Raw genomic sequence first — 24,920 nt, forward strand, 5'->3', positions numbered from 1 at the left:
GAGATTTCGTTGTTTGGACAACGTTGCGCAAATGTCACATTATTGGGCGCCCTTTGGGCGGCCTGATCCGCACCGGCGACGCGCCGCTTCCCTCGCGCGCGTTCGTGAACACGCGACGGCGTTTCGGAAATATCCGCCGGCGAATCAGGTCTCGCGCGGCGGTCCCAGGCGCTGAAGCCGGGCGCGGGTCGCCGCGTCGTCCAGTAGCGACTCCGCCGGCGTGGCGAAACGATGCCGCCAGTTCGGCTTTTCCACGGTCGTGCCGGGAACATTCGGCTGCACGTCGCTGGCCACGGCGTCTTCCATCGCGATCAGCTTCATGGCGCAGGGCGTGCGCGCGACGAAATCCAGCGCGGCGTCGACCACCGGCCCCGCGTCCTCCGGCGCGGGACGCTCGCCCGAGGCCACGCCGGCCTGCTGGAACGCCGCCCAGAGTAGGCCGCGATCCCAGGCGCGGATATCCTCGACCCGCTGGCGGTCCGGTTCGCCCTCGAGATCGGCCCCCTTCCACCAGCCGGCGGTCGAGATCATGTCGTGGGTCGAGGTCAGCGCCGCCGCCTGGGCCCGCCAGCCCACGGGCGGCCTGAACCCATTGGAATCGCGTTCGAACCGCAGCACCTGCATCCCCGCCACCCCCTGGCCGGCGAGCGCGTCGGCGAAGCCCATCGGCAGCGTGCCGAGATCCTCGCCGATGATCAGCGCGCGATGGCGCCACGATTCGAGCGCGGTGAGCCGGAACAGCGTCTCGGCGGGATAGGCGACATAGGCGCCGTCGAGCGCGCCGGCGCCCTCGGGGATCAGCCAGAGACGGCTCAGCCCCATCACGTGATCGATGCGCAACCCGCCGGAATGGCGCAGATTGGCGCGGAGAATGTCGATGAACGGCGCAAAATTCTTCGCCGCGAGGCCGCGCGGCGAAAAGCCGGTCAGGCCCCAGTCCTGGCCCTCCGCCGAATAATAGTCGGGCGGCGCGCCGATGCTCAGGCCTTGCAGCACCTCGTCGGGCCGCGCCCAGGCATGGGCGCCGGCGGGATCGATGCCGATGGCCAGATCCGCGATCAGGCCGGCGCGCATGCCGCCGTCGCGACAGGCGCGCTGCGCGGCGCTATAGCTCTCGGCGACCAGCCATTGCAGGAAAATCTCGAATTCGAAATCGGCGGCGTTGGCGGCGGCGAACTTGCGCGCCGCCTCGCCCGGCCGGCCGAGCGCCTTGGGCCAGCGCCGCCATTCCCACGTGGCGGAGTCGGCGCAATGGGCGCGGTGCAGCAGTTCGAACAGGGCGAAGTCCTTGAGCAATTCCGACGCGCCGTCGCGAAAGCGCCGGAAGGCGTCGGACATTGGCTTGGACTTCGGCAGCAGGTCGAACAACGCGCGAAACAGGGCGCGCTTGGCCGCATGCGCCGCCGGCCAGTCGATCAGCGGCGCGCTGGACAGCGCCTCCATGCGCGCGGCCAGCCCCGCCTTCGCGATGGCGCGCCGAATCAGATCCTCAGGGAAGACCAGCGTGGGATTGGCGGCCAGCGGATTGAAAAACAGCCGGGTGGACGGCGAATAGGGGCTGTAATGGTCTGGCGCCGCGCCAAACAGCGCATGCACGGGAGAAATGGCCAGGAAATCGGCCCCCCGCCGCGCCGCGGCGCGACCGAGCGCGGCGACGCCGCCAAAATCGCCGGCGCCGCAATCGCAAGCCGAGCGCAGCGAATAGACCTGCGCGGCGAGACCCCAGCCCGGCGCGTCCTGGTTGAGGTCGGCGAAGGTCACGCAGCGGTCCGGCGCCACCGCCGCCGTGCAATCGCCGCCGGGCAGATGCAGACGATGATAGCCCGGAGTCGCGAAACCCGAGAGACGCCCGTCCTCCATCCGCTGGAGGACGCAGCGCGCGCCATCTTCGCAGGTCGCCTCGACCTCCTCCGGGAGCGTCGTAACATCCGGCAGGTCGATCGACTGGCCGACGCGCGCGGTGACGAAATCGCGCGTCCGCGCCTCCGTTTCGACCCGCATCCGTGATTGCCGCAACTCGGCGTCGTCGCCGGCCGGAAGCCCCAAAGCGGCGAGAATGGCGCGCAGGCTGTCAGGGGAAACGCGACGGTCGGATCCGGTCTGATCGCGCCAGGATATGGCGATTCCGGCGCGGGTCGCGAGATCTTCGAGCAGTCCATCCGCCATGGTTCGGCTTCCCTTCGGTACGCTTCGATTGATGCGCGACCAGGCGCCGCATTGCAAGCGCGAGCGTCGCGGTTGTGCGCCGCAAAAAAAAGTCGCTCGCTTTTGGGAACCTGTGTTACGATGACTCTTCTGCGACAGATCAAGCCGACTGACATCGAATTTTTACAGTTGGGTCATAAGACGCCTTATCGAGTAAGCGAGCCAGATCATGTGCATGTTGCTATGCGAGAGGGATGAAGAAATTTCCAGGTCGGTGGTCAAAGCGTTACGAAATCGCGGCGTGCCCGACATCCACATCGCCAACAATGCGGAAACAGCCTCACGCCTGATAGATTTGCACGACGTCGCGGTCGCCGTGGTGGATTTCGCCGCCGTCGGCGAATTGCATGCCGCCGAACTGGTGCGATCTCTGTCCGAGCGCGGCGCCGAAGTCATTCTCTATTCGCACCGCCAGCCCGAACCCGCCGAATTCGCTGATCTGCATTATATTTTCGTCGACAAATCCGTGGATGTCGATGCGCTGGCGCATGTCGCCGCCTCCCAGCGCCGCCTCGCCTATCGCTCCCGCGCCTGACGCGCTTCAATCCTGCGCGCTGATCGTTTTAGCGAATCGGCTACGGCAGAGACCGAGAATCACGACGCCGATCACGGCCAGAATCGCCAGCTCCGGCCACACCCTGTCCACGCCCGCGCCGCGATAGAGCACCGCCTGCGCGAACGACACGAAATGGGTGTTCGGCGTGAAGCTCATCACCCATTGCAGCCAATCCGGCATGGTTTCCAGCGGCGTGGTGCTGCCCGACAGCAGATAGAGGATGATGATCACCGGCAGCGACAGCAGGCCGAACTGCGGCATGGTGCGCGCGAAAGTGGCCAGCAGCAGCCCGAGCGCCGTCACCGAAACCATGAACAGGATCGAGCCCAGCAGGAACAGCGGCACCGAGCCGACAATGGGCACGTTGAGATACCAGCGCACCACCAGCAGCAGCGACAGCAGCGAGGCGCCGACGATCACCGCGCCATTGGCGACGATCTTCGCCAGCATGATCTCCAGCGGCCGCACTGGCATGACCAGCAGATGCTCGATGGTTCCGTGCTCGCGCTCGCGAATCAGCGCCGATCCCGTGAGGATGATCGAGAGGATCGCGACATTGTTGATCACCTCCATCACCGAGGTGAACCACATGGAATTGAGATTGGGATTGAATTTGGAGCGCACCACCAGATCGACCGGCGTCACGCCCCCGCCGTCGGCGCGGCGCAGGAAGGACGCGGTTTCCCGCGCGACGATCTCCTGAATGTAAACCGCGCCATTGCCGGCCAGCGCCATCGCCGTCGCGTCCACATTGATCTGAATCGACGGTTTTTTCCCCGCAAGCGCGTCCGACTCGAATTTCGGCGGGATTTCCACGACGAAGACATAGCGGCCGCTGTCCATGCCGGCGTCGATTTCCGCCGGCGCGATAACATCGGCGGTCTTGAACAGCGGCGGCAGCAGCGCCGACGTGATGCGGCGCGACAGTTCCGAATGGTCCTCGTCGACAATGGCGGCCTGGGCCGCCTCGACCTCGAATTTCAACCCCGTCGCCACCTGCACCACCGCCACGGTGAAGACGTAGAAGATCAGCGCGAGCAGGACCGGATCGGCCAGCAGGCTGCGCAATTCCTTGACGCTCAATCGGAAGATTCGCCGCGTCGCCGAGATCATGTCACGCCTCCTGCTTGCGCAACGCCAGCACGGCGCAGAGCTGGTAAAATAGGCCGAATCCCAGCAAAGCCAGCAGGTTGGGCGCGAGGTGGACAAAATCCATGCCCTTGGTGAAGGCGCCGATGCTGATTTCCTGAAACCAGCCGCAGGGGAAGATGAGTCCGACCAGCCGTCCGCCCTCCGATAATGAGGCGACCGGCACCAGCAGGCCGGAGAAATTGACGGCCGGGATGATCGAGACCACGGCGGTCGCGAACAGGGCCGCCACCTGCGTGCGCAGGAAGGCGGAAAACAGAATGCCGAGCGACGTGGTGGCGTAGATGTACAGCGCCGCGCCGAGGAACAGCGCCAGCGCCGAGCCGCGCACCGGCAGCCCGAACAGGACGAGCGCCGTCACAAACAAAATGCCGAAACTGGCGAGCGAGAGCGCAATATAGGGCGCCTGCTTGCCGAGCAAAAACTCCACCGGCGTCACCGGCGTCGAGCGGAAATTGGCGATGGAGCCGACTTCCTTTTCCCGCACCACGCCCAGCGCGGTCAACATCGACGGGACCAGCATCAGAATCAGCATGATGACGCCGGGGATGATCGAATAAACGCTCTTGAACGCCTGATTGTAGCGGAAGCGCGTCTCAATATTGATCGGCGAGGCCGCCATCGTCAGGCCGCGCCGGCGCTGCTGCTCGGCCAGCCAGGTCTGCGAGATGCCGGTGACGTAGGAGCGGATGGTTTCGGCGCGGAACGGCATGGCGCCGTCGATCCACACGGCGACGCGCGGGGTCTTGCCGGCGGTGAGATCGCGGCCATAGCCGGCGGGAATTTCGATCGCCAGCTTCAATTCGCCGGTGGCGAGGCGCCGGTCGACCTCGCCGGCCGAGCCAATGTCCGGCCTCTGGCTGAAATAGCGCGAACCCGCGAAATTTTCCAGCAATTCGCGGCTTTCCAGCGAATTGTCCTGGTCATAGACGGCATAGGCGAGATTTTCGACATCGAAGGAAATGCCGTAGCCAAACGTCAGCAGCAGCGTCAGCGGCCCGACAAAGGCGAACACCAGCCGCAGCCGGTCGCGCAAAATCTCCATCGCCTCGCGCCGGGCATAGGCCCAGAGCCGCGCGGGATCGAAACGCCGGATCGCCCCGTTGCCGCGCGGGGCGGCGAAACCGACCGCTTCCGCCGACTCGGTCGAGGCCGTCGCGTCCTCGAGATAGGCGATGAAGGTTTGCTCAAGGTCGGGCTTGCCGCGCGCCGCCACCAGATCCGCCGGCGCGCCGATCGCCAGAACCTTGCCGGCGTGCATCAGCGAAATGCGGTCGCACCGCTCGGCCTCGTTCATGAAATGGGTCGAGATGAAAATGGTGACGCCATCCTGGCGCGACAGGCCGATCAGCAGCCGCCAGAACGAATCGCGCGCCACCGGATCGACGCCGGAGGTCGGCTCGTCGAGAATCAGAACTTCCGGCCGATGCAGCACGGCCACCGCCAATTGCAGGCGCTGGCGAATGCCAAGCGGCAGGCCTTCCGGCCGCTGATCGGCGACGCCCTCAAGAGCGAATCGCGTCAGCAGCTCGCTCACGCGCGCCGTCGCGCCCGGCTCGGGCAGCTCGAACAATTGCGCGTGCAGCGCCAGGTTTTGCCGCACCGTCAGCTCGGAATAGAGCGAGAAGCTCTGCGACATGTAGCCGACGCGCCGACGCGTCGCCATGTCGCCGGCGTCGAGTTTTTGACCGAACAGCCGCGCCTCGCCCTCGCTGGGCGCGAGCAGGCCGGTGAGCATTTTCATCGTGGTCGACTTGCCGCAGCCGTTCGAGCCGAGAAAGCCGAAAATCTCGCCGCGCCCGATGCGGAAGCTCACATGATCGACGGCGGTGAACTTGCCGAAACGGCAGGTCAGATTCTCCGCCTCGATGGCGGCGCCCTCGCCCGCCCGCAGCGGCGGCAGCACGACGTCGCTATGATCGGCGCGCGCCTCCGGCGGCAGCAGCGCGATGAAGGCGGCGTCGAGGGTCTTCTCCCCGGTCAGCGCGCGCAGTTCGGCCGGGGCGCCGGCGCCAATGATTTTACCGTCGTTGAGCGCGGCGAGCCAGTCGAACCGCTCGGCCTCCTCCATATAGGCGGTGGCCACCGCCACGCTCATGCCGGGTCTGCGCGCGCGAATACGGTCGATCAGATCCCAGAACTGCCGCCGCGACAGCGGATCGACGCCGGTGGTCGGCTCATCGAGAATCAGCAGATCGGGGTCGTGAATCAGCGCGCAGCACAGCGACAGCTTCTGCTTCATGCCGCCGGACAATTGCCCCGCCGGCCGGTCCGGGAACGGATCGAGGCCGGTCGAGGCGAGCAGATCGGCGATCCGGGCGGCGCGCTCCGCCGCGCCCTGCCCGAACAGCCGGCCGAAGAAATCGAGGTTTTCGTAAACCGACAGCGTCGGGTAAAGATTGCGGCCCAGGCCCTGCGGCATATAGGCGATGCGCGCGGCGCAAGCGGCGCGATGGCGCGCGTCGGCCATGTCGCCGCCGAGCGTCGTCACCGCGCCGCTCTGGATGCGCCGGACGCCGCCGACCAGCGCCAGCAGGGTCGATTTGCCCACGCCGTCCGGCCCGATCAGGCCGATCATCTTGCCCTCGGGCAAGGCGAGGGTCACGCCGTCGAGCGCCCGCGTCGCCCGATAGAGATGGGTGACGTTGTCGAGGGCGGCGACGGCGCTCATTGCGGCAGCTTGACCTTGAGCGCGTCCGGCCAGTTCTTGGCGTGATCGACCCGCAAATACGCCATGCCGCGCACGCCGGTCTTCACCTCGTTCTCATATTTGCGCAGCAGGTCGGGCGGCAGCGTCAGCTTGACGCGGAACATCAGCTTCTCGCGCTCCTCCTGCGTCTCCACCGCCTTGGGGGTGAACTGCGCCTCGCTGGCGACAAACGACACTTTGGCCGGCACGACATATTGCGGGATGGCGTCGATGATCAGCCGGGCGTCGTCGTCATAGGCCAGCCGCGCCGCGACATGCGAAGGCGCGAACACGGTCATGTAGACGTCGGTGAGGTCGATCAGCGTCAGCACCCGCGCGCCCGCGCCCAGCACCTCGCCGGCTTGCGCCAGCTTGTATTCGATGCGGCCACGGCGCGGCGCCTTCAGCTCGCTGTCGTCGAGCACGGTCTTGATGCGGACGATTTCCGCTCGGGCCGCGTCGATGGCGGCGATGGAATCGTTCTGGCTGGCCTTGCCGGCGTTGAGCGCGGCGACCGCGACGTTCCGGGCGGCGCGGCGCTGATCGCGCGCCTGCTCGGTGGCGAAACCCTTGGCCACCAGGGACTCGACGCGCCCCAACTCCTGGTCCGCCAGCGTCAGCTCGCTCTCGCGCTGGGCGATGACCGCTTCGGCCAGCGCGCGCGCCTGCTGGGCGCGGCGCTCCTGCGCTTCGGCGGCGCTCAATTGCGCGCGAATGTCCGCGACGTCCATGCGCGCGAGCACCTGGCCCTGATCGACCGCCTCGCCCTCCTTGACCAGCACTTCGGCGATGCGGCCGGGATATTTGGTCGCGATCTCCACCTGCTCCGATTCCAGCCGGCCATTGGCCGAACTGAAACCGTCGGGAAGCGTTTTGGGACGGAATTTTTCGATCAACGCGTCGATCTGCTCGTTCGCGGCGACCGGCATGGCCGGCAGGACGAGGCCAACGGCCGCCGCCAGAGCGACGCCCCGCCAGATTTTGCGCGAGGATGAAAGCTTGCTCAATACGCCGCGCATGGCGGAACCTCCTTGCGGAGAGGAAAACCCTCTGGACGGGAGCCGGCGATCATCGCGCCTCCGCGCTCCTCTCGAAGCCGGACAATGATAGGCACGACAGGATTTGAACACAAGTGTTCAATCGCCTATGATCCCCCCGAGGTTTTAGCCAAGGCTCCGCCGATGAGCTCCAACGCCCAGAGTCACATTCACCGCGCCGCCATGAAACTGTTCAGCGAGCACGGCGCCATGCAGGTCAGCGTCACCGAACTCGCCCAGGCGGCGGGGGTGGCGCGCGGCACGATCTACAACAATCTCGACGATCTCGCCGGTCTGTTCGACGTCGTCGCGCTCGAACTGTCGCTGGAGATCAACGCGCGCGTGGTCAGGGCCACCAGCCGGCTCGACGACCCCATCCGGCGGCTGGCGGCGGGCGTCCGGCTCTACATTCTCAGCGCGACGCGCGATCCCGAGGTTGGCCGGTTCCTGATTCGCTTCGGCCTGAGCGCCGAGGCGCTGCGCCAGCTCTGGACCGGCCAGCCGCTGGCCGACCTGATCGCCGGACGCGCGCAAGGCTCCTACGATTTCACCGACGGCCAGATCAATTGGGTGATCGCGCTGATCTCGGGCGCGGCCATCGGCGTCATCGCCTGCGCGCTGGAACGGCCGGAGGCGGAGGCCGAAGCCGGCATGGACGCGGCCGAGCGGATTCTGCTGGCGCTCGGCGTGTCGCGCGAAGACGCCCGGACTCACGCCCGGGCGCCGTTGCCTCCGTTTGAGGAGAGCTGATCAGGCGGCGCGCACCGTGGTGAGGAACTGCCCCATCACGCCCCGGAGGGTTTCGGCCTGACGCGCGAGGTCGGCCGCCGCCGCCTGGACGTCGCTGGCGGCCCCGGCCGAATCCTGCGCGGCGTTGGTGATGCCGACGAGATCCGAGGACACCCGTGTGGTGCCGTTCGACGCCTCGGCGACGCTGACGGCGATTTCCTCGGTGGCGGCGCCCTGCTGCTCGACGGAATAGGCGATGGTCGCCGAAATCGATTTGGTGCGCTCGATCACGCTGGCGATGTTGACGATCGCGGCGGCGGAGGATTCGGTCGAGCGCTGGATTTCGTTGATCTGCGCGCCAATGTCGGAGGTCGCGCGGCCCGTCTGGGTGGCGAGATCCTTGACCTCGTTGGCGACCACCGCGAAGCCGCGGCCGCTCTCGCCGGCGCGCGCCGCCTCGATGGTGGCGTTGAGCGCCAGCAGATTGGTCTGCCCCGCGATATTGTTGATGAGATCGACGATCTGGCCAATGGTCTGGGCCGATTCCGACAATTCCTTGACCTTGCTGGAGGTCGCCTCGGCGTCATTGGCCGCCTGCGCGGTCTGGGCGGCGGACTCGTCCACCTGCCGCTTGATCTCCGAAATCGAGGCCGTCAGCTGTTCGGCGGCGGCGGCGACGGTGCGGACGTTCTGCGACGCCTCCTCCGCCGCTTGCGACGCCGATTGCGCCTGCTCGGCCACGCGGCCGGTCGCCGTGCTCATGGAGGCGGAGGCCGCCTGCAATTGCGTGGAGGCGGCGACGACGCCCTGCACCACGTCGCCCATGGCGCGCTCGAAATCGTCGGCGAGGCGCAGCATGGTTTCACGCCGCTCCTTCTCCTGCCGCTGGCGATCAGCGTCGCCGGCGGCCGCCTTGCGCGTCGCCTCCTGCTCGGCGCCGACGCGGATGTGATCGACGGCGCGGGAGATTTCGCCGATTTCGTCCTTGCGCCCGGCGCCGGCGATCTCCCTGAGCGATTCGCCGCGCGCCAGACGGCGCAGCGCCTCCGACAGTTCCGCGATCGGCGAGGCGATGCCCCGCGCCACCAGCGTCATCATCGCCACGGCGCCGGCGGCCACCAGCAGCGCCGCAATGATCTTGAGGGTCACATCCTTCTGCTCGCGCTCGGTCATCGAGGCGGCGAGCTGGCGCGCTTCGGCCAGCACCAGGGCGCGCGGCTCGGTGATGATCACGGACCAGGCGGCGCCGGTGCGGCCCAGCGGCACGGGCGAGAACACCTTGAGCAGGTCGCGGTCCGCATCGACGCGAATTTCGGCGAGGCCCGCCTTGAGAATGTCGCGGTATTGCCGGGCGGCGTCGTCCACGGCGGCGAAATCGCCGCCGATCGCCGAAGCCTTACCGCTCGCGGCCACCACCAGGCCGGCGTTGGTGACGATCGCCACCGAACCCTTGCCGTCATAGATCGAGCTGTTGACCTTCTCGGCCAGCTTCTGAATGAACCCCAGATCGAAATCGGCGCCGGCGACGCCGACGAACTTGCCGTCGATCATGATCGGCACGGACATGGTCGCGAGATGCACCGGCTTGCCCTGCACGATATAGGGCAGCGGCGCCAGGATGCTTTCCTTGCCGTCGGCCTGCGGCCCGAGGAACCAGCCGCCCTTCATCACGCCGTTGGGATGGAGGTCGCGGCTGTCATATTCGACCAGCGGCTGCAGCGCGATCTTGCCCTGGGCGTCGCGGGTCCAATAGGGCAGAACCCGCCCGGTGGCGTCGGAGCCGACGTCCTTGCGGTTGTGGAATTCAGCGTCGTGACCGTCGAGTTCGTCGTCCATCCAGGCGCTGTAGGTTCCGTTGAAGCGGGGGTTGTCCTTGAGCACGCGCAGCAGAATGTCGTTGATCTGGCCGCGCCGCGCCGCCACCGGCGAACCGCCGTGCTTTTCCTCCTCCGCCACGGTTTCAAAGCTGCGCGCCATGGCGCGGGCGGCGTCAAAGGCCGAATCCACCTCGGCGCGGATCACGCCCGCCTCGGTCGAGGCCAATCGGGACAGAGAATCCTTACTCAGCCGGTCGAGCAGCCCGTCGACGTTCTCCAAGACATAATTGGCCGTCTGCCGAGCCGAATAAACCCCGTATCCCACCAAAGCCCCGGTGGCCAGCGCCACGCAGAGACCGGAAAGCGCGACAATGCGAAACTTGATCGAGTGAATATTCATGGGGCGTCCGGATCTGCGGCGGAATGAGAAGTCCGCAGCCTTTCGGCTCAAGCCGCCCCTCAAGGCGCTGGAACGACCGGCAAGGCGCAGTCTCTTCCTCTATAAGCTAGCAGGCGAAGCTTGAGCGAAGCTTGCGTGCGCGGCGCCGCCGCCCGCCGCTCAGGACGCGTCGGCGCGATGAGACGCCCGCGTCCGGCCGCCGCCCGCATAGAGCACGCCCAGCGCGGCGCTCTCGATGGCCTGCACGATCAGCGCATCCTTGGACAGATAGCCCGCAATGCCGGCCCGAAACGCGCAGCGCCGGACATCCGGCGTGTCGAGCCCCGTCAACAGGACGACCGGCAACTTATAAAGGCGCTGGAATTCCTGAATGAGCGAAATCGAGGTCTCCTCGCCAAGCCAATAGTCGACGATGGCGAGATCGAACTGAGAACGCGCCGCCGAGGCCTTGGCCTCCGAGCTGGAGCCGCATTGCGTGTAGCACAGCTCCAGTTGCTCGCCGCCCTTGGAGGCGCGCACGATGATCTCCCGGTCGACAGGATCGTCGTCGACCAGCAAAACCCGAACAGTTTCCCGCGCCGGCCGCGTCAAATATGCGAAATCGGCATCGACCTCCATATCGATATCCTGGACAGCCATCGCTGCAGTCCCTTTTCACGTTGGCCTGAATTGATATTTCTTGAAAAGTCCCCGAGCGGGCGCCGCATCCCAGGGCGGCCCCGCTCGTCGCACGCGATCCCGCGCCAAACGCGCGCAGATTACGCCTTCACCCCTCTCGTCCCGTCGGCGCCCACAGCGGCGCCCAAATGCACGAGACTGAGAATTTCACGAACAATATCGGTCAGTTCGCCCATCGTATTCGGCTTGACGAATATCCGCGTGGCGCCGAGATCGAGGGCCGCGCCATGCACGGTCTCGGTCGCCGCTGTCGTCAGCACGAATACAGCCAGTCCGCGCATGTCAAACGATTGCCGCAACGCCCGCAACACGCCGATGCCGTCAAGCCTGGGCATGTTGATGTCCAAAATGACCGCCGCCGGCAACTGGCACATCAACTCCCGCCGCGACAGCCACGCCAGCGCGTCAACTCCATTGGCGACGCGGTCGCAGGCGACCCGCGCGCCAGCGCCCTGACCGACCGCCTTCAAGGCGCTCCTGATCAGATAAACGTCGTCGTCGTCGTCATCCGCGATCAGGATCGACGGAGGAGGCGACAGTCCGGCGGCGTCGAACATTGCGCACTTGCCCCCATTGAACATCGCCGCCCACGCAAGCCACAGACAAGCGAATCACCCTTACTCATATTTCTGTGTCAAATAGTAAATGAAATGTTAACACACGCAACGGTTGTTTACGCGCCGTTTGCAATTGCGCGCGCACGCCCTCTATTCGGCGGCCGCCGCGACAATGTCGCGGGCCGGCAGGAGCACCGAGAACGTGGTGCCGACGCCGGGCTCGCTTTCCACCGATATGGCCCAGCCGCGACGGTCGCACACCGACTTGCAGATCGCCAGCCCCAGCCCGGACCCGGCGATCTTGCTGCGGGGCTGCAGCCGGGTGAAGGGCTGGAACACCAACGCCTGCTGCGATTCGTCGATGCCGCGCCCGTTGTCGCGCACCGACAGCACGCAATCGCCGTCGGCCCTCCGCTCGACCGCGATGGCGACGCGCGGATCGGCCTCGGGCCGACGGTATTTCAGCGCGTTGGACACGAGATTGCGCAGCAATTGCTGGATGCCGGTGGGATCGCCGCGCACGACCGGCAACGGGCCATGATCGACCACGGCGCCGTTGGCCTTGATCGCGGCGTCCAGCTCGTTGACGACCTCGCCGACGATCCCCTCCAGCGCCACGTCCTCGACATCGGCCTTGGCGTTGTTGGCGTAGGAAAAAGCCAGAATGTTATGGACGAGATCGCGCATGCGCACGGCGGCGTCGGTCATCACGTCCAGGCAATGCCGCCCGTCGCCGTCGAGCGCGGCGCTGTGCTCGTCGAGCAGGATTTTCCCGAACACGCTGATCTTGCGCAGCGGCTCCTGCAGGTCGTGCGAGGCGACATGGGCGAATTTCTCCAGCCCCTCGTTGGCGGTCGCCAGACGCTGGTTGGCGCGCTGCAGCTCGTCCTGCGCGCGGTTGCGCGCGGTCACGTCGGCGAGGACGCAGAGATAGGACCGCTGCTGGTCGGATTCGGTCTCGGCGAAGGCGGAAAACTCCACCTCCACCAGCGAATGATCCGCCCCGATCAGGCGCAGCGGCACGGCGTGGCAATGCCCCGCCTCAGCCAGCGAGGGCAGGATTTCGTCGGTCAGCACGCCGCGCGAGGCCGGGTCGAGCAGATCGCAGACGTCGCGCCCGATGACCTCGTCGCGCACACGCCCCGTCTTGGCGAGCAGGGCGTCGCTCGCCACCGCGATGCGGCGATCCCCGAGGAAGGAGCACATCATCACCGGCGTATGGCGGTAGAGCCGCTCGAAGCGAACCTGGCTGGCGTCGAGCGCCGCATTGGCGGCCGACAGGGCGTTCTCGCGCGCCTTGAGCTGGGTGATGTCGGTGGTGACGATCAGCATCGAGCTTTCGTCGCTGGCGGGGTCGCGATAGGGGATGCGGTCCGTCGAGGTCCAGCGCGTCGCGCCATCGGCGCCGGTCTCCTGCGCCACCACATTGAACAGCGCGCGGCCCGAGGCGAAGGCCGCCTCGTTATGCGCGCGCCATTGCGGATCGGGATGCGCCGCCATGCTGTCGATCGAGGCGCCCGCCAGCTCGTCCGGCGTCTTCCCCAATGTGACGGCGGCAGCGCGGTTGGCGCGCAGCACGCGACGATCCGAATCGACCAGCCAGATCGATTGCGGCACGCTGTCGAACAGCAGCCGCAGCTTGCCCTCGCTGCGCAACAGCGCGTGATGGGCCTGATGCGCCTCGACCTTGAGGCCGATCCACTGACCGAGCTGCTTGACGAAGCCGCGCTGAATACTGGTGAGCGGCCCGAATTTCGGGCCTTTTTCCGAAAAGAAGCTGACCGAATAGACCTTGCCATGCGCATGGGCGGGCATGGCGATATAGGTCGCCAACCCCTCAAGCTGCGCGCCGCACAGCGCGAATTCGCAAAAGTCGCCGTCCTCCGAAACATTGGAGCGGGCCTGCGCGCCCGCCGCGACCGGGGGCCAGCGCACGTCGTCGCTCGGCTCGAAATGACAGACGCCAGCTTCGGGCATCCCGCAGCTGCGGTCGCACAAATCCTGCGGCAGCCGGATCATCGCGCCCGGCGGCAATTGCGCGCCGGCGATCCCGGCGGCGGCGATGACGCGATGGCGGTCGCCGACCACCTCCGAAGCGAGCGCCCGGTCAAGCCCGAGCAGGCGCAGGCCAATGTCCAGCGCGGGCTGCACCGCCTCCTGCACCGGCCGGTTCAGATCGCCCTCGATCGCCGACAATTCCTTCAGCGCCGCGACATGGCGCACCTGCTCGGATACATCGCGGCCGCAGGCGACATAGCCGAGCACGGTTCCGTCATCGTCCTGAACGGAGGTGTAGATGATGGTGCGCCAGATCTCGCCGCCTCCGGCGCGGGGGGTGCGCACCAGCGTCTCGAACTTGCATTCGGTCTTCAGCTTTTCGACCGCCTCGCTCACGTGCGAAATCGCCTCGGGCGAATTGCCCCCCAGCACCGCGAAAATGTCGTGATCGACCAGCGCGGTCGGCGTCGTGTCGTAGACTGAGGCGAAGACGTGGTTGCAGAAGGTGATCCGGTTCGACCGGGCGTCCCAGCTCACGATCGAATCCTGGATCGAGGCGAGAATGGTGCGCTGGCGCCGGTCGAGTTCGCGCACCTGGGCTTGCGCGCGTTTCAGCTTGTCGATATCGACCAGCGTGATCACCGATCCCTGGAGATCCTCGCCGTCCACCCGATACGGCAGGATGCGCAGCAGATAGGCGCGGCCGCCGACCAGAACCTCCTGCTCGCACATTTCCCGCGTCTCGCCGACATGGTCGAGCAGCGTCTGAAAGTCCTCGCCGTCGAAGCGCACGGTGATGTGCGAGATCGGCCGCCCCACGTCATGGGGAATCAGGTTGAACGCCTGCGCCGCCGCCGGCGTGTAGCGCCGCACATGCTGCTTTTCGTCGAGGAAGATGGTGCCGATCTCCGTCGCCTTGAGCAGATGCTCCATATCCAGCGTCACCTGGATCAGCTCGTCGATCTTGCGCTGGTGCTCGGAGGTGACGGAATAAAGCTCCTCGTTGACGGAATGCAGCTCCTCGTTGGTGCTCTGCAATTCCTCGTTCGAGGCCATCAGCTCTTCGTTGGTGGATTGCAGCTCCTCGTTGCTGGTGGCCAGCTCCTCGATCGCCGACTGCAGATTCTCCTCGGTCGACTGCAACTCGTCGAGCAGGCCCTGGTTGCGGCGGCGCAATTCGAGCACTTCATCGGCGGTCGGCGCGGCGTCGAGCGCCGGGGTCGCCTCGCGCGGCGGCGAGGCCTCCTGCGCCGTTTCGATCGTCAGCAGCAGAAAATCGCTGACCTCCTCGGCGTCCGACACCGGCTCGATCGAGACGATTTCCAGCCGCTCGCCCTGGTCGGTCGGGCGCTTGATGCTGCGGCGAAATTTCGGGAACGGCCCGCGCACATAGGGCATGGTCGTCGTCAGCCGCCCGTCCGGGGACGACGCGCGCACGCCCAGGCCGTTGGCCACCACCAGCGCCAGTTCGCGCGGCAGCATGTCGGTGATCTTCTGGCTGAACAGGCCCGGCCGCAGCTCGATAAATTTCGAGGCGTCGCCGAAAATATGCAGCAGCGCGCCCTCGCGCGTCAGCAGGAAGCCGGGCGGCGCGAACCGCGCCAGCAGCGCCTTCAACGCTTCGAACGTCGCGCGGGACAAGTCGCGCACGGGCGTCAGGCGGGCGCCGGGGTCGGCGGCGCGGAACACGCCGTGATTGGCGTGAAGCCCGTGCGAGACAAGCACGCCCGGCGGCAGCAGCCGGGCGTCGCGCATTTTGGAGAAAATCCGCCACTTCTGGCTGACCGTGTTGAATTCGCTGGCGAGATCGCCCAGCGACTCGCTCGGCCCCAGAAAGATCACGCCGCCCTTGACGAGGCAGAAATGAAACAGGTTGAGCGCGAATTTCTGCGCGCTCTCGTCGAAATAGATCAGCACGTTGCGGCATGAGAGCAGGTCGATGCGCGCGAAGGGCGGGTCTTTCAGGATGTTGTGCGGGCTGAACACGATCAGCCGGCGGATCGCCTTGCGGATGCGCAGGTGATCGTCCTCGCGCTCGAAATAGCGCTCCACCTTCTCGGCGGCGATCGGCGCCAGCGCCTCCGCCGGATAGAGGCCGGCCGACGCCACGGCCAGAGTATCGGCGTGAATGTCGGTGGCGAAAATCTTGAGGTTCAGGCGCTTGCCCGCCGCCTCCGCCGCTTCGGCGAAGCAAATGGCCAGCGAATAGGCCTCCTCGCCCGACGAACAGCCGGCGACCCAGACCCGGATCTCGCGATCCTCGCCCATAATGTCCACCAGCGGCTGGACCACCTGCCCGGACAAGGTCTGGAAGGCGTCGGCGTCGCGGAAGAAGGCGGTGACGTCGAGCAGCAGGTCGTTGAAAAGCTTGGCGACCTCGTCGCGGTCGACCACCAGCAGATCGGCGTAGCGCACCAGGCTGGCGCAGCCGACCAGCCCCATGCGCCGGCTGATGCGACGCTCCATCGTGCCGTGCTTGTAGACGCTGAAGTCGATGTCGTAGCGCGTCTTGAGAATCGAGAAAATGATGGAATAGGGATCGGTTTCCAGCACGAGATCGCGGCGCTGCGGCCGCAACTCGCCCGCGAGGCGCCCGGCGATCAGCGCCGGCAGTTTTTCCGGCGGCGCCACGCCGTCGGCCAGCCCCTTGGCCAGCACCGAAGCCGGCATGGAATCGAATTTGGCGCTGGCGGGCTCCTGAACGAACACGCCGCCGCCAGCGCGCTTGATCGCCTCGCAGCCCTTGGCGCCGTCCGACCCCGTGCCGGACAGCACGACCCCGATGGCGCGCTCGGCGAATTCCGCCGCCGCCGAGGCGAAGAAGCAATTGATCGGCAGGCTCAGCCCGCCGGTCTTTTCCGACGCGTGCAGCCGGAACCGCCCCTGGTCCAGCGTCATTTCCTGGCGCGCCGGATTGAGATAGATGACGTTCGGCTCGATCGGCATGCCGGTCTCGGCCTTGCGGATCGTCAGGCTGGAATGGCGCGACAGCAGCTCGTCCATCATGCTGCGGAAGTTCGGGTCGAGATGCTGGATGACGACATAGGCCGCGCCGGTGTCGTTGGGCACGAAGTCGAAAAATTTCTCCAGCGCGTCGAGGCCGCCGGCGCTGGCGCCGATGGCGATCACGGCCCGGGGCGCCGCTTCGGATTCGGCGTGGCCCGCGCTGCGCTGCGGCTCGGTTGCGGCCTTTGCCCTTTTCGCCATCGAGTGACCCGTGCATTCCTCATCGCCGCCCCGCCGAATGAGGACCGGTCGATTCCCACGGGCACGCAGGATAGCGAGGCAAGACGCCGAATCAACCGGAAGATGCGCCGGCGGCGCGGCCGGATTGTCGCGCCGCTCCGCCATTTGCGTGGATAGTCCACGACTTGGTTCGGCTAAGATCTTTCAAGAGATCCGATTTCATGCCAGGGTCCGGCATGACCGATTCGCATCCCGCGCCGCTGCGGCCCGACAACGGCCTCGATCCCCTGCCGAGAACGGTGGGCGGCTTCTCGACGATTCTCGCCGATCCGCCCTGGCGCTTTTCCAACCGCACCGGCAAGGTGGCGCCCGAGCACCGCCGGCTCGACCGCTATTCCACCATGTCGTTCGAGGCGATCAAGGCCCTACCCGTCAGCGAGGCCGCCGCGAAGAACGCGCATCTTTACCTCTGGGTCCCCAACGCCCTGCTGCCGGACGGGCTCGACGTCCTGAACGCCTGGGGCTTCCGCTATGTCTCGAACATCGTCTGGGCCAAGCGGCGCAAGGACGGCGGTCCCGACGGGCGCGGCGTCGGATTCTATTTCCGCAATGTCACGGAACTGCTGCTGTTCGGCGTCAAAGGCTCGATGCGCACGCTCGGCCCCGGACGCTCCCAGGTCAACATGATCGAGACCCGAAAGCGCGAACATTCGCGCAAGCCGGACGAACAATACGAGCTGATCGAAGCCTGTTCGCCCGGCCCGTTCCTGGAGCTGTTCGCCCGCCATCCCCGGCCGAAATGGACCGTCTGGGGCGACGAATCCGCCGCCGAGATCACCCCCAGGGGCAAGGTTCACAAGGGCTATCAGGGCGGCGCGATCCTGCCGCCGCTGCTGCCGAACGAACATATCGCCGAACCCGTGGCGGAAGCGTTGAGCCAGGCGCTGAAGGCGCGCTATTGCGAGGGCAGCAGCATCCGCGATCTGGCGGAGGACACCGGCTATTCGATCCAGCGCATCCGGTCGCTGCTGAATCTGGCCCAGGTGGAGATGCGGCCGCGCGGGCGCAAGTCGCCCTGACGCGGCGTCGGTTCGTGAACGCGCGCGGCGTCAAAAGCTTCAGTGAAGCTTCACATGCGGCTCGGTGCGCCGGGTGATCAGGCGCGCGATCGAATCGAGCGCCGCCTTGGCCGCGCCATGCAGCGCCAACTCGTGCATCTTGTAGAGCGACAAATACATGATGCGCGCAAAAATCCCCTCGATCATCATGCTGCCGCCGATCAACCCGCCCATCATATTGCCGACCGTGCTGAATTTGCCGAGCGAGACCAGCGAGCCGAAATCGCGGTACTGGTAATCCTGCAACGGCTCGCCGGCCATGCGGCGCCCGAATTGGGCGAATAGGTGGGACGCCTGCTGCTGCGCCGCCTGCGCCCGCGGCGGCACCATCGCGTCGCGTCCGACCCATGGACAGGCCGCGCAATCGCCGAGCGCGAAAATGGCCTCGTCCCGCGTGGTTTGCAGGGTCGGCCTGACGACGAGCTGGTTGATGCGGTTGGTTTCGAGCCCGTCGATGTCTTTGAGGAATTCCGGCGCCTTGACGCCGGCGGCCCACACCACGATCTCGGCGGGAATGGCGCGGCCGTCGGCGAGTTCGACGCCATCGGGCGCCACCCTGGCGACTTTGGCGCGCGTGAGCGTCTGGACGCCGAGCTGGCCCAGCAGCTGTTCGGTCGCCGCCGAGAGTCGCGGCGGCAGCGAGGGCAGCACGCGCTCAGCCGCTTCCAGCAGGGTGATCTTGATGTCCTTGCCCGGGTCCACCCCGTCGAGGCCATAGGCGACGACTTCGCGCGTGGTGCGATGCAGCTCCGCCGCCAGTTCGACGCCGGTGGCGCCCGCGCCGATGATGACGACCTTCATCTGCTCCGGCCGCAGCGGCGCCTGCTGGACATGGGCGCGAATGCAGGCGTTGATCAGCGCTTCGTGGAAACGCGCGGCGTCAGCCTGGCTTTCCAGCTTCATCGCGAAGTCCTTGACGCCCGGCGTGCCGAAATCGTTGCTTTGGCTGCCGATCGAGAGCACCAGCGTGTCATAGCCGATCACGCGTTCCGGGGTGACTTCCCGTCCCTCCGAATCCAGAAAGGGCGCGACATGGACCTCGCGCCGCGCGCGGTCGAGACCGATCATTTCGCCGATGCGATAGCGGTAGCCGTGCCAGTGCGAATGCGCGAGGTAATTCACCTCATGCGCCGACATGTCCATGCTGCCCGCCGCGATTTCGTGCAGCTTCGGCTTCCAGACATGGGTGCGGTCGCGTTCGACCAGCGAAATGTCCAGAACGCCCTTGCGTCCATATTTGTCGCCGAGCCGGGTCGCCAGTTCGAGGCCGCCGGCGCCGCCGCCGACGATGACCACACGATGACCGGGTTCCAAATGCGTTCCTGCATGGGGCATGTCGCGCTCCGATGGCCCCTGCGGCGCCGGCTCCCCTGAACCCGCCCGTGAGCCGCAACGAAATTTTGCATGGACGGCTGTCGTCGTCGCACCCCAATCGGGAGACCTCGCCGACGGTTTATCCGCCATAATAAGCCCGCGCACCCTTGCCTGGAAGTGGAGGATCGGATCGCGGCCGGGAACGTCCGCCGACGCGCCGGCTTGGTTAAAAACTTTCCGCGTAGGGACTGCCGTCCCAGGTTTTTTCGTTGGCGGCCACGATCAGCACCGGGCAGGCGCCCATCACCCCGCGCCGCACCCGCATTTGCGCCTTGTCAAAGGTGGTGGTCGTGGAGGTCTCCAGGTCGATCGGCAATTTCGGATGGCGCTGGCCGTCCGGCAACGTCGCCTGATGGTCCGCCCACAGCCGCCGCGCCAGCGTCAGCAGCGACAGCCGGTCCTTGGTGATGACCACGCCGGCCGAAATGACGCCGGCCTCGTGCCAGGACCGATACGACGCCAGATCGCGGTCGAGATTGCCGTCCTTGGCGTTCCACTCGACGTCGAGCACGACGCGGCCCTTGAAATTGTCGACCAGATAGCCCTCCTGCCGGACCACCGGCAGCGTCTCGATCCGCTCGTTGGCCTTGGAATAGAGCACGCCCCGGGTTTCCAGGTCGAGACGCGCCTCCCGCCATCCCCGCGCGGCGAAAGCGGAATCGATCTGCGCGGCGATGTCGCCCCGGTTGCCGCCGGCCTTGAGCCAGGCGGCCGGCCTGAGACGATAGGTCGAGAGCACATGGACAATGTCGTCCCATTCCTGCGGACACACCGCCTGCATCACGGCGGCGGCGGAATTGGTCTCCATGAATTCCCAGTGGTCGCGCGCCTCCGGCCCGAGCACGGACGGCTTGTCGTAAGTAAAGGTCTCGAACATGGCCGAACCATGCCCGAGGGCGCCGGCGCGGGCAAGGCGCGCGGCCACGACTGCCTAATCGTTAGGCGATCCCTCGCGCCGACAGCCGGAATGTCCAGATTTAGGACGTGACAGCCCCGCCCCGCCCCCGCATAAAGCCCCACGGCATCAAGAAGGACGGGGCGCCATGGCCATTCTCGCCAAACTGCATCATTGCACGCGATACAGCTACGATCGCCCGGTGATGCTGGGGCCACAGGTGGTGCGGCTGCGCCCGGCGCCGCATTGCCGCACGCCGGTTCACGCCTATTCGCTGACCATCGAGCCGGCCAATCATTTCATCAACTGGCAGCAGGATCCGCACGGCAATTATCTCGCCCGGCTGGTCTTCCCCGAGCCGACCACGGAATTTTCCATCACCGTCGATCTGCTGGCGGAACTGGCGGTCTATAATCCGTTCGACTTCTTCATCGAGGATTACGCGCAAAAAGTCCCGTTCCGCTATGCCGACAGCCTGACCAAGGACATTTCGGCCTATATCGGCGCCGAACCCGCCGGCCCGCGGCTGCAGGCCTATCTCGCCACGATCCCCCGCGCGGAAACCCCGACGGTCGATTTTTTGGTGGCGCTGAACCAGGCGCTGCACCACACGATCAAATATGTGGTGCGGATGGAGGCGGGCGTGCAGACGCCCGAGCAGACCCTCGAACTCGGCTCCGGCTCCTGCCGCGACACCGGCTGGCTGCTGGTGCAGATTCTCCGCCATCTCGGCTTCGCCGCGCGCTTCGTCTCCGGCTACCTGATCCAGCTCAAGCCCGATCTCGAGGCGCTCGACGGCCCCTCCGGCACGGACCACGATTTCACCGACCTGCACGCCTGGGCCGAAGTCTATATTCCCGGCGCCGGCTGGGTCGGCCTCGACCCGACCTCCGGCCTGTTCGCCGGCGAAGGCCACCTGCCAATCGCGGCCACGCCGCATTACGCCTCCGCCTCGCCCATCGACGGCTCCTACACCGGCGACGCCCGCGCCGATTTCGGCTTCGAGATGCGGGTGGACCGGGTCGACGAGAAGCCCCGCGTCACCGCCCCGTTCTCGGATGAAGCCTGGGAGCGGCTCAACGCCCTGGGCCGACTGGTGGACACGGATCTGCGCGCCCAGGACGTGCGCCTGACCATGGGCGGGGAGCCCACCTTCGTCTCCATCGACGATTACCAGGCGCCGGAATGGAACACCGAGGCGGTCGGCCCGACCAAGCGCGGCGCCGCCGACGAGCTGATCCGCCGCCTGCGCGACAGTTTCGCTCCCAATGGTTTTCTGCATTACGGCCAGGGCAAGTGGTATCCCGGCGAAAGCCTGCCGCGCTGGACGTTTGCGCTGTACTGGCGCAAGGACGGCGAACCGATCTGGCGCGACGTCAACCTGATCGCCCGCGAAAATCCGGCGGAACAGGCCACGCCCGAGCAGGCGCAGGCGATCTGCGCCGCCATCGCCGACATTCTCGAGATCACGCCCGACCACGTGATTCCCGCCTATGAAGACCCGGCGGAATGGCTGCTGAAAGAGGCGGAACTGCCCGTCAATGTCACGCCGGGCGACAGCAAGCTGGCCGAACCGGAAGAGCGCGCCCGCTACGCCCGGGTGTTCGATCGCGGCCTTCATGTTCCCTCAGGCTATGTGCTGCCGGTGCAGCGCTGGAACAGCCAGCCGAACCGGCGCAGCTGGATCAGCCAGAAATGGCCGCTGCGCCGCGGCGCGCTGTTCCTGAAGCCGGGCGATTCGCCGGTGGGCTATCGCCTGCCGCTGGCCTCGCTGCCCTATGTCGCCCCGGCCTCCTATCCGTTCATCGTCGAGCAGGATGTGACCGCGCCGCTGCCGCCGCTGCCCGCCGCTTCGGAGATCGCGCAAAAGTTCAAGCGCGGCGCCCGCGACGGGGCCGAACGCGTCGAGCAGAACGAGCAGACCATCGGTTTTACCGCCGACGTCCGCACGGCCTTGGCCATCGAGCCGCGCGACGGGCGCCTGCATGTGTTCATGCCGCCGGTCAGCGCGCTGGAGGATTATCTGGAACTGCTGGCGGCGGTCGAACACGCCGCCGCCGCGCTGAACCTGCCCGTCCACATCGAGGGCTACCCGCCGCCGGTCGACCCGCGCCTGCAGGTGATCCGCGTCGCGCCCGACCCCGGCGTGATCGAGGTCAACGTCCACCCCACCGACAATTGGGATGAGCTCGTCGCCATTTCGCGCACGCTGTACGAAGAGGCGCGCCAGTGCCGGCTCGGCACGGAAAAATTCATGATCGACGGCCGCCATGTCGGGACCGGCGGCGGCAACCATGTGGTGATCGGCGGCGCCACGCCGATGGACTCGCCCTTCCTGCGCCGCCCCGACCTCTTGAAAAGCCTAGTGATGTACTGGCAGCGCCGCCCGTCGCTGTCGTATCTGTTCTCCGGCCTGTTCATCGGCCCGACCTCGCAAAGCCCCCGCGTCGACGAGGCGCGCCACGACGCGCTCTATGAACTGGAAATCGCCCTGGCGATGACCCCGCCTCCGGGCGGCGCGGACACGCCGCCGTGGCTGGTGGACCGGCTCTATCGCAACCTGCTGACCGACGTCACCGGCAACACCCACCGCTCCGAAATCTGCATCGACAAGCTCTATTCCCCCTCGGGGCCGACCGGGCGGCTCGGGCTGGTGGAGTTCCGCGCCTTCGAAATGCCGCCGGACGCGCGCATGTCGCTGGCGCAGCAATTGTTGCTGCGGGCGCTGGTGGCGTGGTTCTGGCGCGAGCCGCAGGACGGCGGCCTCGCGCGCTGGGGCACCAGCCTGCACGACCGCTTCATGCTGCCGCACTATGTCTGGCGCGACTTTTTGGACGTGCTCGACGATTTGAAGCGCGCCGGCTACGCGTTCGACCCCGAATGGTATCGCGCCCAGTTCGAGTTCCGCTTCCCGTTCTACGGCCAGGTCGAACATTCCGGCGTCAAGCTGGAGATCCGGCAGGCGCTGGAGCCCTGGCACGTGATGGGCGAGGAAGGGGCGATCGGCGGCACCGTGCGCTATGTCGATTCCTCGGTCGAGCGCCTGCAAGTGCGCGTCGAAGGGTTTAACGAGGCCCGCCATGTCGTGACCTGCAACGGCCGCAAACTGCCGATGGGCTCGACCGGCGTGCGCGGCGAGGCGGTGGCGGGCGTGCGCTTCAAGGCGTGGCAGCCGTATTCCGGCCTGCACCCGACCATCTGGCCGCATGTGCCGCTCACTTTCGACATCGTGGACAAGTGGAGCCAACGCTCGCTCGGCGGCTGCGTCTATTATTCGGCGCATCCGGGCGGCCGCAATTACGAGACGTTTCCTGTCAATTCCTACGAAGCCGAGGCGCGGCGCCTCGCCCGCTTCCAGGACCACGGCCACACGCCCGGCCAGATCTGGCTGCCGCAGGACGAGACATCCGGCGATTTCCCGACCACGCTGGATTTGAGACGTCCAAGAGGGGTGTGATCGCGCTCATTGCGCGGCGCATTCAACAACTTGCGTGACCGTCGGCTGGGAACGGCCCCGGCCTGATCGCAGTTGATCGCATCGACCCAGGAGGTCGACGTGAACAAGGCTTGCCTCACCCCCGCGCTGCTGCTGTTGATGGCCGGCGCCGCCTTCGCGCAACCGGCGCCCGCGCCCAACGCTCCCGGCGCCGCGCCGCAAGAGAACAAAGGCGGCGGAAACGCCCCCGGCGACGCGCCGAAGCCCGCGTCGGGCGGGGCGCCGCCCCACGCGTCCCACGCGCCCGCCGCCGCGCAGCCGGACAAGAAAAGCGACGCGGGGCGACGGCAGAAGCTCAGCGAAAAGGACCGGGCGTTTCTCCGCTATGTCGCCAAGGTCAACAGGGATGAGATCGAGTTGTGCCGCTATGCGGCGGACAAGGCCCAGGCGCCGGCGATCAAGGCGTTCGCGCGGCTGATGGTTCAGGACCACAGCGGCGTCGGCGCGCAACTGACCGGCCTTGTCGGCGCAAAACATGCGGCCGCGCACAAGCGCCACAAGGTTCGCCACGCGCATGCCCATGCGCATGTCGCGCACGCCCGCCCGCGTCCCGCGCAACCGGCGCCGCACGCGCCCGCGCCCGCGTCGTCAGGCTCCGCCCAAGCGGCGGGCGTCCAGCCGCCCGCCGAGTCCGAGGCGGCGAAGATCTCCCGGCTCAAGGGCAGGAGCGGCGCGGATTTCGACGCCGCCTTCATGGCCGAGCAGGTCGATTACCACAGCCAAAACCTCGGCAAGTTCGACGACGCGATCAAGAGCGCCGACGACGACCGGGTGCGTCGCCTGGCCACGGCGATCCAGAACGCGTTCAAAGGACATCTGGACATGGCCAAGGCGATCAAGCCGGCCGGGGACAAGCCGTAAGCGCCGCGCGATCGCAGCGGCCTCCGCCGGATCGCGTCGGATGGCGCCCTTGACATGAACGGGCGATGCGACAATCCTTGCGTTGACGTTACGTCTGGATGACTTCGCATCACCAGGCCTGCGGCAGCTTGACCGGGCCTGCGACAGCGTGCCTGGGCCTGCGGCGGCTTGCCTG

15 protein-coding genes are annotated in these 24,920 nt (G+C 66.8%); 5 read left to right on the forward strand and 10 right to left on the reverse strand.

The window, feature by feature from the left end:
* Window positions 1-144: 144 nt before the first annotated feature.
* On the reverse strand, window positions 145-2,166 hold the full coding sequence (gene malQ / locus CFB24_RS05465) for a 4-alpha-glucanotransferase (RefSeq protein WP_088519591.1): 2,022 nt from the start codon (window positions 2,164-2,166) through the stop codon (window positions 145-147).
* Window positions 2,167-2,446: 280 nt separating this feature from the next.
* Between malQ and CFB24_RS05470 the strand changes: the two genes are divergently transcribed.
* Window positions 2,447-2,740, forward strand: a complete 294-nt coding sequence (locus tag CFB24_RS05470) for a hypothetical protein (RefSeq protein ID WP_088519592.1) — start codon at window positions 2,447-2,449, stop codon at window positions 2,738-2,740.
* A 6-nt stretch (window positions 2,741-2,746) separates the two neighbouring features.
* On the opposite strand, the gene CFB24_RS05475 is transcribed toward CFB24_RS05470, so the two are convergent.
* From CFB24_RS05475 to CFB24_RS05485, 3 genes are read right to left on the reverse strand one after another with little or no spacing between them, the layout of a single operon-like run.
* Window positions 2,747-3,874 (reverse strand): ABC transporter permease, encoded by a 1,128-nt coding sequence (locus CFB24_RS05475; RefSeq protein WP_088519593.1) that lies wholly within the window; start codon window positions 3,872-3,874, stop codon window positions 2,747-2,749.
* Between the two features lies 1 nt (window position 3,875).
* Window positions 3,876-6,581, reverse strand: coding sequence for a ribosome-associated ATPase/putative transporter RbbA (gene rbbA, locus CFB24_RS05480; RefSeq protein WP_088519594.1), 2,706 nt, complete (start codon window positions 6,579-6,581; stop codon window positions 3,876-3,878).
* Window positions 6,578-7,528 (reverse strand): HlyD family secretion protein, encoded by a 951-nt coding sequence (locus CFB24_RS05485; protein ID WP_425332098.1) that lies wholly within the window; start codon window positions 7,526-7,528, stop codon window positions 6,578-6,580. Before CFB24_RS05485 ends, rbbA begins: the two co-directional genes overlap by 4 nt.
* Before the next feature lie 252 nt (window positions 7,529-7,780).
* Between CFB24_RS05485 and CFB24_RS05490 the strand changes: the two genes are divergently transcribed.
* Window positions 7,781-8,386, forward strand: coding sequence for a TetR/AcrR family transcriptional regulator (locus tag CFB24_RS05490; protein ID WP_158255132.1), 606 nt, complete (start codon window positions 7,781-7,783; stop codon window positions 8,384-8,386).
* Here the strand turns inward: CFB24_RS05490 and CFB24_RS05495 are convergent, their stop codons facing one another.
* The 4 genes from CFB24_RS05495 to CFB24_RS05510 form a co-directional block, all read right to left on the reverse strand.
* Window positions 8,387-10,582 (reverse strand): methyl-accepting chemotaxis protein, encoded by a 2,196-nt coding sequence (locus tag CFB24_RS05495; protein WP_088519597.1) that lies wholly within the window; start codon window positions 10,580-10,582, stop codon window positions 8,387-8,389.
* 159 nt (window positions 10,583-10,741) lie between these two features.
* Window positions 10,742-11,200 (reverse strand): response regulator, encoded by a 459-nt coding sequence (locus tag CFB24_RS05500; protein WP_158255131.1) that lies wholly within the window; start codon window positions 11,198-11,200, stop codon window positions 10,742-10,744.
* 140 nt (window positions 11,201-11,340) lie between these two features.
* On the reverse strand, window positions 11,341-11,817 hold the full coding sequence (locus tag CFB24_RS05505; RefSeq protein ID WP_158255130.1) for a response regulator: 477 nt from the start codon (window positions 11,815-11,817) through the stop codon (window positions 11,341-11,343).
* A gap of 150 nt (window positions 11,818-11,967) precedes the next feature.
* On the reverse strand, window positions 11,968-17,022 hold the full coding sequence (locus CFB24_RS05510; protein WP_158255129.1) for a chemotaxis protein CheB: 5,055 nt from the start codon (window positions 17,020-17,022) through the stop codon (window positions 11,968-11,970).
* Between the two features lie 215 nt (window positions 17,023-17,237).
* On the opposite strand from CFB24_RS05510, the gene CFB24_RS05515 reads away from it, so the two are divergent.
* Entirely contained in the window at window positions 17,238-18,080 is an 843-nt protein-coding gene (locus CFB24_RS05515; protein WP_088519601.1) for an MT-A70 family methyltransferase, read from the forward strand.
* A gap of 39 nt (window positions 18,081-18,119) precedes the next feature.
* Here the strand turns inward: CFB24_RS05515 and CFB24_RS05520 are convergent, their stop codons facing one another.
* Window positions 18,120-19,454: an NAD(P)/FAD-dependent oxidoreductase gene (locus CFB24_RS05520; RefSeq protein ID WP_088519602.1), complete on the reverse strand. Its 1,335-nt coding sequence runs from the start codon at window positions 19,452-19,454 to the stop codon at window positions 18,120-18,122.
* A gap of 205 nt (window positions 19,455-19,659) precedes the next feature.
* Complete coding sequence (locus CFB24_RS05525) at window positions 19,660-20,418, reverse strand: BglII/BstYI family type II restriction endonuclease (RefSeq protein WP_244593094.1); 759 nt, start codon at window positions 20,416-20,418, stop codon at window positions 19,660-19,662.
* A gap of 118 nt (window positions 20,419-20,536) precedes the next feature.
* Here CFB24_RS05525 and CFB24_RS05530 point away from each other — a divergent pair, with 118 nt between their 5' ends.
* Complete coding sequence (locus CFB24_RS05530; protein WP_088519603.1) at window positions 20,537-23,845, forward strand: transglutaminase family protein; 3,309 nt, start codon at window positions 20,537-20,539, stop codon at window positions 23,843-23,845.
* Window positions 23,846-23,944: 99 nt separating this feature from the next.
* Entirely contained in the window at window positions 23,945-24,745 is an 801-nt protein-coding gene (locus tag CFB24_RS05535; RefSeq protein ID WP_141098362.1) for a DUF4142 domain-containing protein, read from the forward strand.
* Window positions 24,746-24,920: the final 175 nt, after the last annotated feature.

Source organism: Rhodoblastus acidophilus (assembly GCF_900187365.1).
In the GTDB taxonomy this organism is placed as follows: Bacteria; Pseudomonadota; Alphaproteobacteria; order Rhizobiales; family Beijerinckiaceae; genus Rhodoblastus; species Rhodoblastus acidophilus.

Bases quoted from the DNA above. Each gene is read 5' to 3' on its own strand.
- malQ (WP_088519591.1), bottom strand. From the start codon at position 2,166: ATGGCGGATGGACTGCTCGAAGATCTCGCGACCCGCGCCGGAATCGCC.
- CFB24_RS05475 (WP_088519593.1), bottom strand. From the start codon at position 3,874: ATGATCTCGGCGACGCGGCGAATCTTCCGATTGAGCGTCAAGGAATTG.
- rbbA (WP_088519594.1), bottom strand. From the start codon at position 6,581: ATGAGCGCCGTCGCCGCCCTCGACAACGTCACCCATCTCTATCGGGCG.
- CFB24_RS05485 (WP_425332098.1), bottom strand. From the start codon at position 7,528: ATGCCGGTCGCCGCGAACGAGCAGATCGACGCGTTGATCGAAAAATTC.
- CFB24_RS05490 (WP_158255132.1), top strand. From the start codon at position 7,781: ATGAGCTCCAACGCCCAGAGTCACATTCACCGCGCCGCCATGAAACTG.
- CFB24_RS05495 (WP_088519597.1), bottom strand. From the start codon at position 10,582: ATGAATATTCACTCGATCAAGTTTCGCATTGTCGCGCTTTCCGGTCTC.
- CFB24_RS05500 (WP_158255131.1), bottom strand. From the start codon at position 11,200: ATGGAGGTCGATGCCGATTTCGCATATTTGACGCGGCCGGCGCGGGAA.
- CFB24_RS05505 (WP_158255130.1), bottom strand. From the start codon at position 11,817: ATGTTCGACGCCGCCGGACTGTCGCCTCCTCCGTCGATCCTGATCGCG.
- CFB24_RS05510 (WP_158255129.1), bottom strand. From the start codon at position 17,022: ATGGCGAAAAGGGCAAAGGCCGCAACCGAGCCGCAGCGCAGCGCGGGC.
- CFB24_RS05515 (WP_088519601.1), top strand. From the start codon at position 17,238: ATGACCGATTCGCATCCCGCGCCGCTGCGGCCCGACAACGGCCTCGAT.
- CFB24_RS05520 (WP_088519602.1), bottom strand. From the start codon at position 19,454: ATGCCCCATGCAGGAACGCATTTGGAACCCGGTCATCGTGTGGTCATC.
- CFB24_RS05530 (WP_088519603.1), top strand. From the start codon at position 20,537: ATGGCCATTCTCGCCAAACTGCATCATTGCACGCGATACAGCTACGAT.